This is a genomic window from Mesorhizobium sp. M7A.F.Ca.US.007.01.2.1, assembly GCF_003998165.1.
GTDB lineage: Bacteria > Pseudomonadota > Alphaproteobacteria > Rhizobiales > Rhizobiaceae > Mesorhizobium > Mesorhizobium ciceri.
In genome coordinates, this window is the sequence record NZ_RZQP01000127.1 from 1 (window position 1) to 17,920 (window position 17,920).

Annotated in this window: 19 protein-coding genes; 9 read left to right on the forward strand and 10 right to left on the reverse strand. The window is 62.7% G+C overall.

The window, feature by feature from the left end; translation table 11 throughout:
• Positions 1 to 779, reverse strand: a 779-nt coding sequence (locus EN949_RS21420) for a carbohydrate kinase family protein (RefSeq protein ID WP_127371768.1), incomplete at its 3' end; no start/stop codon positions are given.
• Positions 780 to 1,059: 280 nt separating this feature from the next.
• Here EN949_RS21420 and recA point away from each other — a divergent pair.
• The gene (recA, locus tag EN949_RS21425; RefSeq protein ID WP_013532151.1) at positions 1,060 to 2,157 is read left to right on the forward strand and encodes a recombinase RecA; all 1,098 of its coding nucleotides are present in this window, start codon (positions 1,060 to 1,062) and stop codon (positions 2,155 to 2,157) included.
• Between the two features lie 292 nt (positions 2,158 to 2,449).
• Positions 2,450 to 5,116: an alanine--tRNA ligase gene (gene alaS, locus EN949_RS21430; protein ID WP_063167813.1), complete on the forward strand. Its 2,667-nt coding sequence runs from the start codon at positions 2,450 to 2,452 to the stop codon at positions 5,114 to 5,116.
• 52 nt (positions 5,117 to 5,168) lie between these two features.
• Here alaS and EN949_RS21435 read toward each other — a convergent pair whose 3' ends face one another.
• From EN949_RS21435 to EN949_RS21445, 3 genes are all read right to left on the reverse strand, one after another.
• Positions 5,169 to 5,822, reverse strand: a complete 654-nt coding sequence (locus EN949_RS21435; protein WP_063167814.1) for a glutathione S-transferase family protein — start codon at positions 5,820 to 5,822, stop codon at positions 5,169 to 5,171.
• A 12-nt stretch (positions 5,823 to 5,834) separates the two neighbouring features.
• Positions 5,835 to 6,014 carry a hypothetical protein gene (locus EN949_RS21440; protein ID WP_027162373.1) on the reverse strand — a complete coding sequence of 60 codons (180 nt, stop codon included), beginning with the start codon at positions 6,012 to 6,014 and terminating at the stop codon, positions 5,835 to 5,837.
• Positions 6,015 to 6,151: 137 nt separating this feature from the next.
• Positions 6,152 to 7,363, reverse strand: a complete 1,212-nt coding sequence (locus EN949_RS21445) for an NADP-dependent isocitrate dehydrogenase (protein WP_063167815.1) — start codon at positions 7,361 to 7,363, stop codon at positions 6,152 to 6,154.
• A gap of 216 nt (positions 7,364 to 7,579) precedes the next feature.
• On the opposite strand from EN949_RS21445, the gene EN949_RS21450 reads away from it, so the two are divergent.
• From EN949_RS21450 to EN949_RS21460, 3 genes are all read left to right on the forward strand, one after another.
• Positions 7,580 to 8,494: an RNA methyltransferase gene (locus EN949_RS21450; RefSeq protein WP_127371769.1), complete on the forward strand. Its 915-nt coding sequence runs from the start codon at positions 7,580 to 7,582 to the stop codon at positions 8,492 to 8,494.
• On the forward strand, positions 8,487 to 9,287 hold the full coding sequence (murI, locus tag EN949_RS21455) for a glutamate racemase (RefSeq protein ID WP_013532145.1): 801 nt from the start codon (positions 8,487 to 8,489) through the stop codon (positions 9,285 to 9,287). Before EN949_RS21450 ends, murI begins: the two co-directional genes overlap by 8 nt.
• Positions 9,288 to 9,351: 64 nt before the next feature.
• The gene (locus tag EN949_RS21460) at positions 9,352 to 9,540 is read left to right on the forward strand and encodes a DUF3008 family protein (protein ID WP_013532144.1); all 189 of its coding nucleotides are present in this window, start codon (positions 9,352 to 9,354) and stop codon (positions 9,538 to 9,540) included.
• A gap of 105 nt (positions 9,541 to 9,645) precedes the next feature.
• Here EN949_RS21460 and EN949_RS21465 read toward each other — a convergent pair whose 3' ends face one another.
• Positions 9,646 to 9,855 (reverse strand): hypothetical protein, encoded by a 210-nt coding sequence (locus EN949_RS21465; RefSeq protein ID WP_013532143.1) that lies wholly within the window; start codon positions 9,853 to 9,855, stop codon positions 9,646 to 9,648.
• Positions 9,856 to 10,230: 375 nt separating this feature from the next.
• On the opposite strand from EN949_RS21465, the gene rpsD reads away from it, so the two are divergent.
• The 4 genes from rpsD (at position 10,231) to EN949_RS21485 (ending at position 13,124) form a co-directional block, all read left to right on the forward strand.
• Positions 10,231 to 10,848: a 30S ribosomal protein S4 gene (rpsD, locus tag EN949_RS21470; protein WP_013532142.1), complete on the forward strand. Its 618-nt coding sequence runs from the start codon at positions 10,231 to 10,233 to the stop codon at positions 10,846 to 10,848.
• Between the two features lie 107 nt (positions 10,849 to 10,955).
• A complete protein-coding gene (ttcA, locus tag EN949_RS21475; protein WP_064995402.1) occupies positions 10,956 to 11,840 on the forward strand; it encodes a tRNA 2-thiocytidine(32) synthetase TtcA in 885 nt (294 codons plus the stop codon).
• Positions 11,830 to 12,657: an inositol monophosphatase family protein gene (locus tag EN949_RS21480; protein WP_013532140.1), complete on the forward strand. Its 828-nt coding sequence runs from the start codon at positions 11,830 to 11,832 to the stop codon at positions 12,655 to 12,657. The genes ttcA and EN949_RS21480 overlap by 11 nt, the downstream gene beginning before the upstream one ends.
• A 59-nt stretch (positions 12,658 to 12,716) precedes the next feature.
• Positions 12,717 to 13,124 (forward strand): hypothetical protein, encoded by a 408-nt coding sequence (locus tag EN949_RS21485; protein ID WP_063167817.1) that lies wholly within the window; start codon positions 12,717 to 12,719, stop codon positions 13,122 to 13,124.
• On the opposite strand, the gene EN949_RS21490 is transcribed toward EN949_RS21485, so the two are convergent.
• The 5 genes from EN949_RS21490 to purL form a co-directional block, all read right to left on the reverse strand.
• The gene (locus tag EN949_RS21490) at positions 13,121 to 14,389 is read right to left on the reverse strand and encodes a multidrug effflux MFS transporter (RefSeq protein WP_082826441.1); all 1,269 of its coding nucleotides are present in this window, start codon (positions 14,387 to 14,389) and stop codon (positions 13,121 to 13,123) included. The genes EN949_RS21485 and EN949_RS21490 overlap by 4 nt on opposite strands.
• A gap of 165 nt (positions 14,390 to 14,554) precedes the next feature.
• Positions 14,555 to 14,890 carry a Grx4 family monothiol glutaredoxin gene (gene grxD / locus EN949_RS21495; protein ID WP_013532137.1) on the reverse strand — a complete coding sequence of 112 codons (336 nt, stop codon included), beginning with the start codon at positions 14,888 to 14,890 and terminating at the stop codon, positions 14,555 to 14,557.
• 141 nt (positions 14,891 to 15,031) lie between these two features.
• Positions 15,032 to 15,265, reverse strand: coding sequence for a BolA family transcriptional regulator (locus EN949_RS21500; protein WP_010909092.1), 234 nt, complete (start codon positions 15,263 to 15,265; stop codon positions 15,032 to 15,034).
• A 125-nt stretch (positions 15,266 to 15,390) separates the two neighbouring features.
• On the reverse strand, positions 15,391 to 15,903 hold the full coding sequence (locus EN949_RS21505; RefSeq protein WP_127366552.1) for a hypothetical protein: 513 nt from the start codon (positions 15,901 to 15,903) through the stop codon (positions 15,391 to 15,393).
• A partial coding sequence (gene purL, locus EN949_RS21510; protein ID WP_127371770.1) for a phosphoribosylformylglycinamidine synthase subunit PurL occupies positions 15,900 to 17,920 on the reverse strand: 2,021 nt, incomplete at its 5' end. The genes purL and EN949_RS21505, both read right to left, overlap by 4 nt.

Here is a 17,920-nt window from a genome sequence, read left to right on the forward strand (position 1 = left end):
GCGCCTGCCAGCGCATCACCGGCGCCGGTGACGTCGGCGACCTTTCTTGGTGGCGGCGGCAGGATAGAGAAGGCGCCGGCTTCATCGAAGCCCAGCATGGGCCCGCCGCCTGCCGTCACCACGCCGCTGACGAGGCCGCTGCATCGCAACCCGTCGACGACCTCGCGCTCCGTGGCATTCGCGGCGACGCCGGCCAGCGCCATGGCCTCGCGCCGGTTCATGAAGACCAGCGAAAGCTCCTTCAGCACCGGTAGCAACCGCACCACCTTGGCCGGCGAAATGGCAATCGCGAAAACCGGCTTGCCCGCAGCGAGCGCGACCAGCCGTTCCAGCGCCGAAGAGGGCAGATTGGCGTCGCACAGGATCGCGTCGGCGGCGGCGATCACCTCCCGCACCTTGGAGCGCCTGATCTGCTTGGGAAACGCCAGGTCGTAGAGCGCCATGTCGGCAAAGCCGACGATCAACTCGCCCTCGCTGTCGATCAGTGCCGTGTAGCTCGGCGTCGTGCGGTCGAGGAAGACCGCCGACAGGTCGGTAATGCCTGCCCCGGCAATGGCTCGCGAAACGGTGTCGGCAGCGGGATCGCCGCCGCGAACCGACATCAGCGACGCGGAGACGCCGCGCCGCACGGCACTGCGCAAGGCGTTGAAGACGCCGCCGCCGACATCCTCGCGCATTGTGCCCGGATTGGAGGCGGCGGGCACGTAGGCGCCGGACACCTGGCCGCGCCGGTCGATATGGGCGCCGCCTACGGCCAGTATTTTCGCGGATTTCAGCATGCCGGCGATATGACCTTTGTTATTCCAGCCGCACAAGCGCTAGGCTGTGCGACCGAGCTTCGCATGCAAGGCGGCGATTCGGCAGGTCGAAACAACCGAGCCGTCTGGCCCAACGTGCGGTGCATTCCTGATCGAATCCTTGGACAAAAAAAGAACAAATCCGGATATTGCTTGTTTTTCAGATATTTGATCCCTCTTGCCAAATGAGAACAAAAAAGGTACAAATAGGCAGGGATTACGGATTGTCCGGCCTTCATTGACGACCAAGGGGTGATGTATCATGGCTCAGAATTCTTTGCGGCTGGTAGAGGACAAGGCAGTGGACAAATCAAAGGCTCTGGATGCGGCGCTGTCGCAGATCGAGCGGGCTTTCGGCAAGGGCTCGATCATGCGGCTCGGCGCCAACGAGCAGGTCGTCGAGATCGAAACGGTGCCGACCGGCTCGCTTGGCCTCGACATCGCGCTTGGCGTCGGTGGCCTGCCGCGCGGCCGCATCATCGAGATCTACGGGCCGGAAAGCTCGGGCAAGACGACGCTGGCCCTGCACACCGTGGCCGAAGCCCAGAAGAAGGGCGGCATCTGCGCTTTCGTCGATGCCGAGCACGCGCTTGACCCGGTCTATGCCCGCAAGCTTGGCGTCGATCTCGAAAACCTGCTGATTTCGCAGCCCGACACCGGTGAGCAGGCGCTGGAAATCTGCGACACGCTGGTGCGCTCCGGCGCCATCGACGTGCTGGTGGTCGATTCGGTCGCGGCGCTGACGCCACGTGCCGAAATCGAAGGCGAGATGGGTGATTCGCTGCCCGGCCTGCAGGCCCGCCTGATGAGCCAGGCGCTGCGCAAGCTGACCGCCTCGATCTCGCGCTCCAACACCATGGTCATCTTCATCAACCAGATCCGCATGAAGATCGGCGTCATGTTCGGTTCGCCCGAGACGACGACCGGCGGCAACGCGCTGAAATTCTACGCATCGGTGCGCCTCGACATCCGCCGCATCGGCTCGGTCAAGGACCGCGACGAAGTCGTCGGCAACCAGACCCGCGTCAAGGTGGTCAAGAACAAGCTGGCGCCGCCCTTCAAGGTGGTCGAGTTCGACATCATGTATGGTGAAGGCGTGTCCAAGACCGGCGAACTGGTCGATCTCGGCGTCAAGGCCGGCGTGGTCGAGAAGTCGGGCGCCTGGTTCTCCTACAATTCGCAGCGTCTCGGCCAAGGCCGCGAGAATGCCAAACTGTTCCTGCGCGACAATCCCGACACCGCACGCGAGATCGAGCTGGCGCTCCGACAGAATGCCGGGCTGATCGCCGAAAAGTTCCTTGAGAATGGCGGCTCCGAAGGTGGCGACGACGGGTTCGAGGAGGAATCCGGCGCGATGTGACAACTCGCGAGGTCGGCCGGAGTTCGGCCATAATCGCATTCTATTATCTCGGGCTTAAGTAATCGAGTTCCGCGTTAATGCGTTTTGAAACCGCCGGCCCAGTGCCGGCGGTTTTTCGTTTCGGCGGCGAAAACAGGCCGGTTCGAACGGCCGGCAAAGGCCGTGGATTGGACCAATTCCGTGTTTCTGGACAGGGTGAAGCGCGGCGGCTAAAAGGCCAAGTCCTAATCTTCTAAAACGCAGAGCCCATTTCCGCCGGTTTGCCGGCGGCCCTTCTGAAAAGGCAGCATTCATGAGTGGCGTGAACGAAATCCGGTCGACATTTCTCGACTACTTCCGCAAGGAGGGTCACGAGATCGTCGCGTCGAGTCCGCTGGTGCCGCGCAACGACCCGACGCTGATGTTCACCAACGCCGGAATGGTACAGTTCAAGAACGTCTTCACCGGCCTGGAGAAGCGGCCCTATTCGCGCGCCTCGACCGCCCAGAAGAGCGTTCGCGCCGGCGGCAAGCACAACGATCTCGACAATGTCGGCTACACCGCGCGTCATCTGACCTTCTTCGAGATGCTCGGCAACTTCTCCTTCGGCGACTATTTCAAGGAGCGCGCCATCGAGCTTGCCTGGAACCTGATCACCAGGGAATTCGGGCTGAGCAAGGACAAGCTGCTGGTCACCGTCTATCACACGGATGACGAGGCGGCCGGCTTCTGGAAGAAGATCGCCGGTTTTTCCGACGACCGCATCATTCGCATCGCGACCTCGGACAATTTCTGGGCGATGGGCGACACCGGACCCTGCGGGCCGTGCTCGGAGATCTTCATCGACCGCGGCGAGCACATCTGGGGCGGCCCTCCCGGCAGCCCGGAGGAGGACGGCGACCGTTTCCTGGAATTCTGGAACCTGGTGTTCATGCAGTATGAACAGGTGACGAAGGAGGAGCGCATCGACCTGCCGCGCCCCTCGATCGACACCGGCATGGGCCTGGAGCGCATGGCCTCCATCCTGCAAGGGGTGGAAAGCGTCTTCGAGACCGATCTGTTCCGTCACCTGATCGACGCGGCCTCGTCCGCGATCGGGCATGATCCCGACAAGGAGACGGTCGCCTCCTACCGAGTCATTGCCGATCATCTGCGCTCGTCCTCCTTCCTGGTCGCCGATGGCGTGCTGCCCTCGAACGAAGGCAGGGGCTACGTCCTGCGCCGCATCATGCGCCGCGCCATGCGCCATGCGCAGCTGCTCGGTGCCAACGAACCGCTGATGTGGAAGCTGGTGCCGGCGCTGGTGCGCGAAATGGGCCAGGCCTATCCGGAACTGCTGCGCGGCGAACAATTGATCACCGAGACGCTGAAGCTCGAGGAGACCAGGTTTCGCAAGACGCTGGTGCGCGGCCTCGGCCTGCTTTCCGAGGCGACCGAAACGCTGCATGCCGGCGACATGCTGGATGGCGAGACGGCCTTCAAGCTCTACGACACCTATGGCTTCCCGCTCGACCTGACGCAGGACGCACTGCGCCAGCGCAGCATCTCGGTCGATATTGCCGGCTTCACCAACGCGATGGAGCAGCAGAAGGCCGAGGCGCGCAAGCATTGGGCCGGGTCCGGCGACGCCGCCACCGAGACCATCTGGTTCTCGGTGCGCGAGAAGGCCGGCGCCACCGAGTTCCTCGGCTATGAGACTGAAGCTGCGGAAGGCATCATCCAGGCGCTTGTCCGGGACGGCAAGGCTGTCGACGGCGCCGGCAAGGGCGACGCGGTGGCGATCGTCGTCAACCAGACGCCGTTTTATGCCGAGTCCGGCGGCCAGATGGGCGACACCGGCGTCATCTCCGGCGAGGGGTTCTCGATCGAGGTTTCGGATACGCAGAAGAAGGCCGACGGGCTGTTCGTGCATATCGGCAAGGTGGCCAGCGGCACCGTCAAGACGGGCGCGGCTGTCGAGCTGAAGGTCGATCATGCAAGGCGCTCGAGGCTGCGCGCCAACCATTCCGCGACGCATCTGATCCATGAGGCGCTGCGCGAAGTGCTGGGCAGCCATGTCGCACAGAAGGGCTCGCTGGTCGCGCCCGAGCGCCTGCGCTTTGACATCTCGCACAACAAGCCGATTTCGGCCGAAGACCTCGAAGAGGTCGAGCGCATGGCCAACGAGATCGTCGTCCAGAACGGCCCGGTGACCACGCGCCTGATGTCGGTCGACGATGCCATCGCCGAGGGCGCCATGGCGCTGTTTGGCGAAAAGTACGGCGACGAAGTGCGCGTCGTGTCGATGGGCACCGGCCTGCACGGCGCCAAGGCGAACCGGCCCTATTCGGTCGAGCTCTGCGGTGGCACCCATGTCCGGGCGACCGGCGACATCGGCCTGGTGCGTGTCGTGTCGGACAGCGCGGTCGCCGCCGGCGTGCGCCGCATCGAGGCATTGACGGGCGAAGCCGCGCGCAAACATCTCGACGAGCAGGACAGGCGTTTGAAGGCGACGGCAGCCGTGTTGAAGATTTCGCCGGCCGATGTACCGGCGCGCGTCGAGACGCTGCTCGAAGAGCGCAAGAAGCTCGAAAAGGAACTGACCGAAGCGCGCAAGAAGCTGGCATTGGGCGGCGGATCGTCTGCCGATGCTCCAGCCGCCAATGAGACGGTCGCCGGTGTCGGCTTCCTCGGCAAGACGGTCTCAGGTGTCTCACCGAAGGACCTGAAGCCGCTGGCCGATGCCGGCAAGACGTCGCTCGGCTCCGGCGTCGTCGTCTTCGTCGGCGCCGGCGAAGACAACAAGGCAAGCGTCGTGGTGGCCGTCACCGACGACCTCGTCGGCCGCTTCAGCGCCGTCGACCTTGTCCGAGTGGCCTCGGCGGCACTCGGCGGGCAGGGCGGCGGCGGACGGCCCGACATGGCCCAGGCCGGCGGCCCCGACGCTTCCAAGGCCGATGATGCGATTGCTGCGGTAAGGGCGGCACTCGAAGCGGCGTAGGCGAGTGGACTGAATTTAAAGCAACGGTTGGAGGGACAGCGGACGTCACTTATCAGCCGATTTTTTCAGTCCGCACGAAGCTCGGCCGAGCCGCAATGCGCGCATACCAGTCCCGGATATCAGGGAACTCGGCCAGCAGATTTCGCCCCTCGGCGACCTTGACGAAATAACCGATGATCGGTGCGGCATGCAGGTCGGCCAGCGTCAGCTGGTCGCCCAGCAGCCACGGTCCCGGCGCTTTCAGCGCGGACAGCGTCCGAAGCGCTTTGCTCGCCTGAGCAAGGCCGCCGGCGATCAACGCCTCATCCGGCTGAGCCTTCTCCAGCCGCTCGACGGCGACATCCCAGACCATCGATCTGTAGGCATAGGCATCGAGCATGCCGATGATCTGGTTCATGGTTGCGCGGCCACGAGGCTCCGTCGCTTGCAGCGCTGGCCCGTCGAACGCCTCGTCAACATATCTGGCAATCGCGCTCGTCTCGAACAGCCGGAATCCGTCATGCTCGAAGGCCGGGATGCGGCCGAACGGATGATGTTCGAAATACCAGGCGGGAATCCCGTCGGCGGCAAAGACATCGACTGGCACAAGCTCGTAGTCGATGCCTTTTTCCTCAAGCACGAGGCGGACGATGCGCACATAGACGCTATAGTCCGCCCCGTAGACGATGGGCTTGCTCGACGATGTGGTGTTGACGCTATGATCGATGCGGGCGACGCTCTATTCTTTTATCTTCACAACGGGCTTGCCATCTTCGATGACGAGCGTGATCTTGCCTCCAAGCTCCGCCGGAGCGGGAGCGACATTGGCAGCTTGCACCTCAAACTTCGGCATGGAGTCCAAGAGCTCTTTGCCCTTGGTACTCTTTAGCCGTTCTTGCTGATCGAACCACATAGCCATTTACATCTACCTATTTTCGCAAATCCAGCTCATCCACGGAAGACAGATTTGCACTTCGACACGCCTCAAGTCTTTGTCGTTAACTCAGTGCTGTCGCGCACGAGATCAATATCGAGCGAAGCCTTTGGACGACATGCCTACGCCATCGCTTTCTGCAAATTCTCGTCGATCTTGTCGAGGAAACCGGTGGTCGACAGCCAGGGCTGGTCGGGGCCGATCAGCAGCGACAGGTCCTTGGTCATGAAGCCGGACTCGACCGTCTGGATACAGACCTTTTCCAGCGTGTCGGCAAAGCGCTTCAGCTCGGCATTGTCGTCGAGCTTGGCGCGGTGGGCGAGCCCCCGCGTCCAGGCGAAGATCGAGGCGATCGAATTGGTCGAGGTTTCCTCGCCCTTCTGGTGCTGGCGATAGTGGCGGGTAACGGTGCCGTGCGCGGCTTCGGCTTCCACCGTCTTGCCGTCCGGCGTCATCAGCACCGAGGTCATCAGGCCGAGTGAGCCGAAACCTTGCGCGACCGTGTCGGACTGGACGTCGCCGTCATAGTTCTTGCAGGCCCAGACATAGCCGCCCGACCATTTCAGGGCGGAGGCTACCATGTCGTCGATCAGGCGGTGCTCGTACCACAGCTTCTTCGACTTGAACTCGGTCTCGAATTCAGCCTCGTAGACCTCCTGGAAGATGTCCTTGAAGCGGCCGTCATAGGCCTTCAGGATGGTGTTCTTGGTCGACAGATAGACCGGGTAGTTGCGCAGCAAGCCGTAGTTCAGCGAGGCGCGGGCGAACTCGCGGATCGACTCATCGAGATTGTACATGGCCATGGCGACACCGGCGCCGGGCGCGTCGTACACATCGTGCTCGATCACCTGGCCGTCCTCGCCGACGAACTTGATGGTCAGCTTGCCCTTGCCGGGGAAGCGGAAATCGGTGGCGCGGTACTGGTCGCCGAAAGCGTGACGGCCGACGATGATTGGCTTGGTCCAGCCGGGCACCAGGCGCGGCACGTTCTTCATGATGATCGGCTCGCGGAAGATGGTGCCGCCGAGGATGTTGCGGATGGTGCCGTTCGGCGACTTCCACATCTTCTTCAGCTTGAACTCCTCGACGCGCTGCTCGTCAGGCGTGATCGTCGCGCATTTCACGCCGACGCCGTATTTCTTGATGGCGTTGGCCGAATCGATCGTCACCTGGTCGTTGGTGGCGTCGCGGTGTTCCACGCCGAGGTCGTAATATTCCAGCTTGAGGTCGAGATAAGGGTGGATCAGCTTGTCCTTGATGAACTGCCAGATGATGCGGGTCATCTCGTCGCCGTCGAGTTCGACGACCGGGTTCGCCACCTTGATCTTCGCCATGGAAAGAATGCCTCGTTGCTGGGATGTGGGACGGCCTTGCCCGCGTGGCGTTGGGCCGGGAGATGTCGCCCGTATATCAAAGCGCTTTTGGCCACGCAAACGGCGATCGGTCACGAATTGGAGGCCAGAGCCGTCGTCATTTGCGAATGCTTCATTTTCCCGGCCGAATATGGCAGGGGACGCTGAAATGCCGCAAACAGCAGTTCATTGACAATCATGCCCATCACCAAAGATCCTGATAGCATTGCAGTCGCCGGCCCGGCGATCATCCTCGTCGAGCCTCAGCTTGGCGAGAACATCGGCATGGTCGCGCGCGCCATGGCCAATTTCGGTCTGTCGGAGCTGCGCCTCGTCAATCCGCGTGACGGTTGGCCGAGCGAGAAGGCACGTGCGGCGGCGAGCCGCGCCGATCATGTCATCGACGCCGTCACCGTCTTTGACGATCTGGCCTCGGCGCTCGCCGACCTGAACTTCGTCTTCGCCACCACGGCCAGGCAGCGCGACGGCTTCAAATCCGTGCGCGGGCCGGTGGAGGCGGGCAGGATGCTTCGGACCCGTCACGCAATGGGCCAGCGCACCGGCATCCTGTTCGGCCGCGAGCGCTTCGGCCTCTACAATGACGAGGTCGGCCTTGCCGACGAGATCGTCACGTTCCCGGTCGATCCCGATTTCTCGTCGCTCAACATCGCCCAGGCCGCGCTTCTGATGTCCTACGAATGGATGAAGTCCGGCCTGGAAGACGAGACCAAGACCAATTTTTCCGGCCCGGACATGAAGCCGGCAAGCAAGGAGGAATTGCACGGCCTGTTCGCCTATCTCGAAGGCGCACTGGAAGCGCGCGGCTATTTCCGGCCGGCACCGAAGAAGCCGAAAATGATCGACAATCTGCGTGCGGTGCTGACGCGCGCCGGTTTTGCCGAACCGGAGCTGAAGGTGCTGCGCGGCATCATCTCGTCGCTCGACAGGTTTTCGCCGGCGATGCCGCGCGGCGACGGGTCCCCTGGCGATGATCCACGGCGCTTGCCCGCGGCCGCCGCGCGAGCCCGCAAGGCGGAAGCGGCGCGCCTTGCCGGCGCCGGCAAGGACGATGACATACCGCCGCTTGGCGGAAAAGGAACCGACAATGACTGAGCGGCCGATCCTGATGTTCGATTCGGGCATCGGCGGGCTCACCGTACTGCGCGAGGCGCGCGTGCTGATGCCCGACCGCCGTTTCATCTATGTCGCCGACGACGCTGCGTTTCCCTATGGCGCCTGGGAAGAGCCGGCGCTGAGGGTGCATATCCTTGAATTGTTCGGCAAACTGCTTGAGCGGTTTGCGCCGGCCATTTCGGTCATCGCCTGCAACACCGCCTCGACGTTGGTGATCGACGCGCTGCGCGACAGATTTCCCGAGCATCCTTTTGTCGGCATGGTGCCTGCGATCAAGCCGGCGGCGGAACGCACGCGCTCAGGGCTGGTTTCGGTGCTGGCGACGCCTGGCACCGTCAAGCGCCAGTACACGCGCGACCTGATCAGCAAATGGGCGCAGAAATGCCATGTCCGCCTGGTCGGCAGCGACAGGCTGGCGGGACTGGCTGAGATCTACATGCGTGAGGGCTTCGTCGATGAGGAGGCGGTGCGCGCCGAGATCACGCCATGCTTCGTCGAACGTGATGCGCTGCGTACGGATATCGTCGTGCTCGCCTGCACACACTACCCCTTTCTGGCCAATCGTATGCGCAAGACGGCGCCTTGGCCGGTCGACTGGCTCGACCCCGCCGAAGCGATCGCGCGCCGGGCGCTGTCGCTTCTCGCCGACATCGATCCGAGCGGTCGTGGCGAGATGTTGCCTGAAGGGCCCGACCTTGCCGTCTTCACATCGAAAAGAGCCGATTTCCCCACCCGCCGCCTGATGCAGGGGTTCGGGTTGGCGATGTCGTGATTGCGAAGCGGAACATCACGGCAGTCGTTGCGTTTTTCTCCTGATGCCAACGGGAGAAAGAGCCATGCCAGCCACCTCGAAAGCCCAGCAGAAAGCCGCCGGCGCGGCTCTGTCGGCCAAGCGCGGCGAGACCAAGAAGAGCGAACTCCAGGGCGCTTCCAAGGGAATGTACGAATCGATGAGCGAAAAGCAGCTCGAGGAATTCGCCGAGACGAAGCGCAAGGGCCTGCCGGAGAAGAAGTCGAAAGGCTAGAGTGCAGTCCGCCGTTCAAGGGAAACGCCGAAGAACACGAGCCGGAATCAAAAGCCCGCGGCCAAACCGCAGGCTTCGAAATGATGTCGGCCGCCTGATTGCAGCCTACCAGCGCCCTCTGCACTGCTTGATCTTGTAGCGGATGACCTTCTTGTGGCCGTGCCGCCAGATAATTTTCTTCTTGATCACGATGCGGCAAGCCTGGTGGTGCCGGTGCCCTTGCCAATGCCTGGCCTCAGCCGGCTCCGGTGTCATGACCGCCATGGATCCCGCCAACACAGCGGCTCCTGTCAGGGTAAGGAAGAATTTCTTCATGCGAATGTAGCTCCTCTGCTCCGGTCCCTTCCTGATGCCGCTGGCGCAACCTCCCGCCACATCCGGCACTGTACTCAACCCAGAGACGCTATATCGTCGCCATGGCCTACGCCAGCCACAAGCTTGACACCGGTTAAATCTCCGTTTAATCAGCGCGCTAACACCGGGCCGCAATGCCCGGTGGTTTTCTTTATGTGCGCAAGATGCGTGGAAATCCAATTCTACTATCTTGTTTGAACTGACGTGTCCCGTGGGTTTTCCGCCGCGTTGCGTGGGAAAACCCTGTCAGGTCTCGAAAACGGAGGCCAGAGGAGGGCGCGTTTCCTTCACCCGGACCATGAGGTTCCGGGTGTGTTGTTTTGAAAAGGGAATGCGATGAGCAAGCGCGAATCCGCGAAGTACAAGATCGACCGCCGTCTCGGCGAAAACATCTGGGGCCGCCCGAAGTCCCCGGTCAACAAGCGTGAATACGGCCCCGGCCAGCATGGCCAGCGCCGCAAGGGCAAGCTTTCCGATTTCGGCCTGCAGCTGCGCGCCAAGCAGAAGCTGAAGGGGCACTATGGCGACGTTTCGGAAAAGCAGTTCCGCAAGGTTTATGAAGAGGCTGACCGCCGCAAGGGCGACACCTCGGAGAACCTGATCGGCCTGCTCGAGTCGCGTCTCGACGCGGTCGTCTACCGCGCCAAGTTCGTGCCGACCATTTTCGCCGCCCGTCAGTTCGTCAACCACGGTCACGTCAACGTCAACGGCAAGCGCGTCAACATCGGCTCGTACCGCTGCAAGCCGGGCGATGTCGTCGAAATCCGCGAAAAGTCCAAGCAGCTGGTCATCGTTCTGGAAGCGGTCGGTCTCGCCGAGCGCGACGTGCCGGACTACATCGAAGCCGATCACAACAAGATGGTCGCGACCTTCTCGCGCATCCCCGGCCTGGCGGACGTTCCGTTCGCCGTGCAGATGGAACCGAACCTGGTCGTCGAATTCTATTCGCGCTAAACGAGCGCGTTCTGCGACATCCTGCGAAGGCCGCCCGTCGAGGCGGCCTTTTCTTTGTCGGTCATGTCCGCTAATCCGGCGCTCTGGGCCATTGAAAGCGACATGCCATGAACATGCTTCCAGACATTGAAACGCTCGAACCGGTCGCCGACAGCGAAGGCGGTTTCCATCCGCTGTTCGCCGACGTGCCGTCCTCGGTCGAGTTCAACAAACTGCGCAAGCGGCTGCTGCGGCTGACCCGGCAGGCGATCGAGGATTTCTCGATGGTCAAGCCCGGCCAGCGCTGGCTCGTAGCGCTGTCGGGCGGCAAGGATTCCTACGGCCTGCTCGCGGTGCTGCTCGACCTCAAATGGCGCGGGCTCTTGCCGGTCGATCTTCTGGCCTGCAATCTCGACCAGGGCCAACCGAATTTCCCCAAACATATCCTGCCGGACTATCTCGACAGCCACGGCATTGCGCACCGGATCGAATATCAGGACACCTATTCCGTCGTCACCGACAAGCTGCCGGCGGGCAGCACCTATTGCTCGCTCTGCTCGCGTCTCAGGCGCGGCCATCTCTACCGCATTGCACGCGAGGAGGGGTGCTCGGCGCTGGTGCTCGGCCATCATCGCGAGGACATTCTCGAGACCTTCTTCATGAACCTCTTCCATGGCGGGCGTCTCGCCGCCATGCCGCCAAAACTGCTCAATGACGAAGGCGACGTCATGGTGCTGCGGCCCTTGAGCTATTGCGCCGAGGTCGATCTGGAAAAATTCGCTGCCGCCATGCGATTCCCGATCATTCCCTGCGATCTCTGCGGCAGCCAGGAAGGTCTTCAGCGCAATGCCATGAAGGCGATGCTCGAGGACCTGGAAAAGCGCATGCCGGGCCGCAAGGATACGATGCTGCGCGCGCTGTCGAACAGCAGGCCATCGCATCTGCTCGACAGAAAGCTGTTCGATTTCGCTGCCCTCAAGACCCTCACCACAAGGCAAGCCGATGACATTTGACGACACCGCGATCGACTGGCTGGCCGGCATTCTGGCCGAGGCGGCACTGGCCGAGATCATGCCGCGCTTTCGCCGGTTGGGCGATGGCGATGTCAGGCAGAAGACGTCGGCCGCCGACCTGGTGACCGAAGCCGACGTCAATGCCGAGCGGCTGATCACCGCGCGGCTGCGCGAGCGGTATCCCTCAGCGATGGTCGTCGGCGAGGAGGCCTGTTCCGACAATCCAGCGCTTTTAAACGGGTTGGGCGATGCCGATCTGGCCTTCGTCATCGACCCGGTCGACGGTACTTTCAATTTCGCCTCCGGCGTGCCGCTGTTCGGCGTCATGCTGGCGGTCGTGGTCAAGGGCGAGACCGTCGCCGGCATCATCCACGATCCCGTCGGCAAGGACTGGCTGATTGGCGCCAGGGGTGCCGGCAGCCATATCCGGCATGCGCACGGCAGCATCGAGAAGGTGCATGTAGCGGTACCCGCGCCGATCTCGGAGATGACCGGCTCTGTCTCCTGGCAATATATGGCCGAGCCGGAACGGACACGGCTGGCGCGCAACCAGACCAAGATCCTGTCGCAGTTCGCCTATCGCTGCGCCGCGCACGAATACCGCCTGCTGGCGAGCGGCCATGCCCACTTCGTCGTCTACAACAAGCTGATGCCGTGGGACCACCTGGCCGGCGTGCTGATCCATGCCGAGGCCGGCGGCCATGCGGCGCGCTTCGACGGCAGCGCCTATCTGCCCTCGCATCTCGGCGGCGGCCTGCTTGTCGCGCCAGACAAGGAAAGCTGGCACGAATTGCGCCGCGAGCTCTGGGCGCAGTAGGATCGATTGCTGCGTTAGCCGAAAGCAGTACAATCTCGCGCAAATCCGGAGGCTCTCGAATGAAACCTCGGTTTGCATTTGTCGCGGCGGCTCTTGCCGCCGGTCTGTTCGCCAGTTCCCTGGAAGCAAGGTCGCAAGAGCGCAGCTGTCGCAGTACCGATCCCGTCGACACGATAAAGGAGATGTCGGACGCGATCTATGCCTGCTGGAAGCCGCCACCCGGAACCGCGGGCATGTCCCTCACGCTGCGGTTCTCGCTTCGCCGCAACGGCACGCTGATCGGCAAACCTCGCGCCACATATTCCGATCTGGGAACCGATGCCCAGCGCAGCCGGGCCTTCGTGGCATCCATCCTCAGGGCACTCGATGACGCTCTGCCATTGCACTTTTCGGACAGCATGGGCGAAGCAATTGCGGGGCGCATGCTTGCCCCTCGGTTCACGGCAGCCCTTGAAGGTGCGTCCTAATGCAAGTCGGTGATGTGCCCTGAAACGGGCGGGTTCTGTGGCTGGAACATCTTGCCGCGCTCGGCGATGAAGATCATCAGCAGCGCGGCGACCGAGACGCTGCAGAAGCCGGCGGCCAGCGGCGTCACCGTGCCGTTGAAGGCCTGGCCGATCAGCGTACCGAGAATGCCGCCGAGAAACGTCTGCATGAAACCGAGGATCGACGAAGCCGTGCCGGCCAGTTGGCCGAGCGGCTCCATGGCCAGCGCGTTGAAGTTCGCGCCGAGCGCACCGAATGGAAGCATGGCGCAGGCAAAGAAGGTGATGAACAGCCAGAGCGGCATCTTCATCTCCAGCGAAATCACCAGCCAGGCAAGGCTGATGACCAGGAACAGCAGCAACGCACTCTGCGACAGGCGGCGCATGCCGATGCGACCGACAAGGCGCGAGTTCAGAAAGTTGGAGAAGGCGAGCACGCCCGCAACCCCGGCAAAGATGACCGGGAACATCTCGCCGACTTTGAAAATGTCGACATAGATCTGCTGCGCCGAAGCGATGAAGCCAAACATGGCGCCGAAAATGAAGGTGCTGGCGAAGGCATAGCAGATCGCAATGCGGTTGGTGAGAACGATACGAAACCCGCCGACAATGGAGTTGAGCGTCAGCGGCCGGCGATGTTCGGGATGCAGCGTTTCAGGAAGGCGCAGCAGCGACCAGGCCGAGACGAGCAGCGCACCGACGGCCATGGTGACGAAGATCCAATGCCAGGTCGCAAACAGCATGATAAATTGGCCGATGCCGGGAGCAATGACCGGTATCGCCATGAACACCATGAAGATCAGCGACATCACCTCGGCCATGCGCCGGCCGTCGAACGTATCGCGCACGATCGAGACCGCGATGACACGAGTGGCGGCTGCACCGATGCCTTGCACGGCCCGGCACAGCAGAAGTGTTTCAAAGCTTGGTGCAACGGCGGCGGCCGCAGCCGCGGCGACATAAATCACCAGCCCGGCGACCAGTGGTGCGCGACGTCCGAAGCGATCCGAGATCGGCCCGAAGAACAGCTGCCCGCCACCGAAGCCCAGAATGTAGGCCGTTATGACGTACTGCCGGTGGTTTTCATTTTCGACGCCGAGCGAGGCGCCGATCTGCTGCAGAGCCGGCAGCATGATATCGATGGCCAGCGAGTTCAGCGCCATCAGTGCCGCGCACAGAGCGATGAACTCCCAGCGCGGAATGGGCAGTTTGCTTGCCGATTGCGGCGCTGGTTTTGGCTGGTCCACGGCAAGTCCGATCTTTCAAACGAAAATGCGCCGGCGGGCCGGCGCATTGGCTCGTCCTGGTCCTGGGGTCAGGACATGAAAATTGCCGAGGTGAGGTTGCCCCGGGGTGCCTGGTGCTCGATGCCCGAAAATCAACGTCGATTTCGGGCATGCACAAAACAGAAATCAGGCGGCGCCTTTGACGCTGACGCCCTTCTCGACGAGGAACGTCTGTAACTCGCCCGCCTGGAACATCTCGCGCACGATGTCGCAACCGCCGACGAATTCTCCCTTGACGTAGAGCTGAGGGATCGTCGGCCAGTTGGAGTATTCCTTGATGCCCTGGCGCAGTTCAGCCGAGTCCAGGACGTTCACGCCTTTGTAGTCGGCGCCGATATAGTCGAGGATCTGGACGACCTGGCCGGAAAATCCGCATTGCGGGAAACCAGGTGTGCCCTTCATGAAAAGGACGACGTCGTTGCCCTTCACTTCATTGTCGATGTAGTCGTTGATGCCGCTCATGGAATATCCTTTCCCGCCTGTGGGAGTCAGGCTCGAAACATACCCTTCAAATAAACCCAACGATTGCTCGAAACAAGACGTTAGCCGCGCCGTGGCTGAAATGGCGCAAAGGATGAGCCGTGTTGGGCCAAGCGCTAAGGGTCAGTCGGGAACGCTGGTCTGCAGCGCCAGTGCGTGCAACACGCCGCCCATATTGCCCTTCAGCGCGTCATAGACCATCTGGTGCTGCTGGACGCGGCTCTTGCCGCGAAAGCTCTCGGCCACCACCTCGGCCGCATAGTGGTCGCCGTCGCCGGCGAGATCGCGAATCGTCACCTTGGCGTCCGGAATGCCGTCCTTGATCAGTTTTTCGATGTCGTGGGCATCCATTGCCATGGCAAAATCCTGTTTCGAGCGGCCGGTAGCCGGCCATAAGATGAGAGTCGGGTGAGCCTAAAGCCTTTCCGGTCCGGATTGAAGCCGTTCTGTCCCGCCAACGGCCACACGGCTTCAGAGAAAGACTAGGCCGGTGGGCTTGCTTCATCCTCGGCAACGTCCTCGCGTGTCGAGAAAGCGCGGCCAAGGCTGAAGGCAAGCACATAGAGCGGCGCGTTGAGCAGCAGGCTGACAATGGGGAGATAGCTCGTCATTTGCCAAGCCGGCGAGAAGAACCCTTGGCCATGGCCGTCGCAGATGAGCGACGAGCCGTACTCCCACAACGCGCCCACGACCACCGTGCCGGCGAAAAGCTTGACGCAGGTGACGATGTGCCTTGCCCGTGCCGGATCCGGGACAAGGCGGCCCCAGAGCACCAGGCAGATGATCGGGACCGCGTAGAGGAGGTTCTGCAGCGCCAGCATCGGGACGGCGCCGTTCGCCGCGGCAAGGAACTCCGCACGTGTTTCCAGCCGCATACAAACCTCGCTCGAGGTTGTCGACAGCAGGAAAAAGACGAACGGTCCCAGGAACCAGAAGAAGAACAGCGACGGCCAGAAAACGACTGCAAGCAGCGCCCGGGCAGCCAGTGTGGTCAACTAGCCTGATCCATGAAGCGCGGGAACCAGCCTTCGTGAGCCGAGGAGAGTTCGCTGACCGGGATTGCCCTGGCGTCGCCAAGCTTCAGCGCGCTGCCGCCTGTGGAGCCGATCCACGGCGCGAAGATGCCAAGCTCGCCCTGCTGCTTGCGAATGGCGTCCCATTCGTCACCATGCGGATCGATCGACAGCGTCAGCAGATAACGGCCCTGATCCTCGCCGAACCAGACCGGGATCGGGTCGGTGCCGACAAGCCCGGGGACGGTGGCGCCGATGCCGGACGCCATCGCCATTTCGGCAAGTGCCACGGCGACACCGCCATCGGAAACGTCGTGCGCCGCCGTGACGATGCCGGAGGCGATGAGCGCGCGCACATGGTCGCCGACGCGCTTTTCATGCTCGAGGTCGACCGGCGGCGGCGGTCCATCCGTGCGGCCGTGTATGTCCCTGAAATAGACCGATTGCCCGAGATGCGTTCCCCAGGACGCCGGCGCGCCGACCAGCAGGATCATTTGGCCCTCGGCCGCAAAGCCGGCCCGCACCATCTTCGACCAGTCGGCGATCAGTCCGACGCCGCCAATGGTTGGGGTTGGCAGGATGCCCTGGCCGTTGGTCTCGTTGTAGAGCGAGACATTGCCGGAGACGATCGGGAATTCGAGCGCGCGACAGGCGTCGCCTATGCCCTTCACGGCACCGACCAGCTGGCCCATGATCTCGGGCCGTTCCGGGTTGCCGAAATTGAGGTTGTCGGTTGCGGCCAGCGGCAGAGCGCCGGTGGCGGTCAAGTTGCGCCAGCATTCGGCCACCGCCTGCTTGCCGCCCTCGTAAGGGTCGGCCTCGCAATAGCGCGGCGTCACGTCGGACGAGAAGGCGAGCGCCTTGGTCGCATGGCCTTCGACCCGCACCACGCCGGCATCGCCGCCTGGAAGCTGCAGCGAATTGCCCTGGATCAGCGTGTCATACTGCTCCCACACCCAGCGGCGCGAAGACAGGTCGGGACCGCCGAGCAGCTTCAGCAGCGCGTCTGCAACATCGGCTTGCGGAACGTCATTGGCGGCCAGCGGCGCCGGCTTCTTCGGTTCGATCCACGGCCGGTCATATTCCGGAGCCTTGTCGCCAAGATCCTTGATCGGCAGGTTGGCAACCTCGTCGCCCTGGTGCAGCACGCGGAAGCGCAGATCGTCGGTGGTCTTGCCGACGATGGCGAAGTCGAGCCCCCATTTGTGGAAGATCGCCTCGGCTTCCTTTTCCTTTTCCGGACGCAGCACCATCAGCATGCGCTCCTGGCTTTCCGAAAGCATCATTTCGTAGGCGCTCATGCGCTCTTCGCGCACCGGCACCTTGTCGAGATCGAGCTCGATGCCGAGGTCGCCCTTGGCGCCCATTTCGACCGCCGAGCAGGTGAGGCCGGCCGCACCCATGTCCTGGATGGCGATGACGGCGCCCGAGGCCATCAGTTCGAGGCTGGCTTCCAGCAGGCACTTTTCGGTGAAGGGATCGCCGACCTGCACTGTCGGACGCTTCTCATCGATCTTATCGTCGAATTCGGCCGAAGCCATGGTGGCGCCGCCGACGCCGTCGCGGCCGGTCTTGGCGCCGAGATAGACGACCGGCAGGCCGACTCCCTTGGCTTCGGACAGGAAGATCGCATCGGTCTTGGCAAGGCCCGCTGCAAAGGCGTTGACCAGGATGTTGCCATTGTAGCGGGCATCGAAATTGACCTCGCCGCCGACCGTCGGCACGCCGAACGCGTTGCCATAGCCGCCGACGCCGGAAACCACGCCTGAAACGAGGTGCCTGGTCTTGGGATGGTCGGGCGCACCAAAACGCAGCGCATTCATCGCCGCGATCGGCCGCGCGCCCATGGTGAAGACGTCGCGCAATATGCCGCCGACGCCGGTCGCCGCACCCTGGTAGGGCTCGATGTAGGATGGGTGGTTGTGACTCTCCATCTTGAAGACGACGCAGTCGCCATCGCCGATGTCGACCACGCCAGCATTCTCGCCCGGCCCCTGGA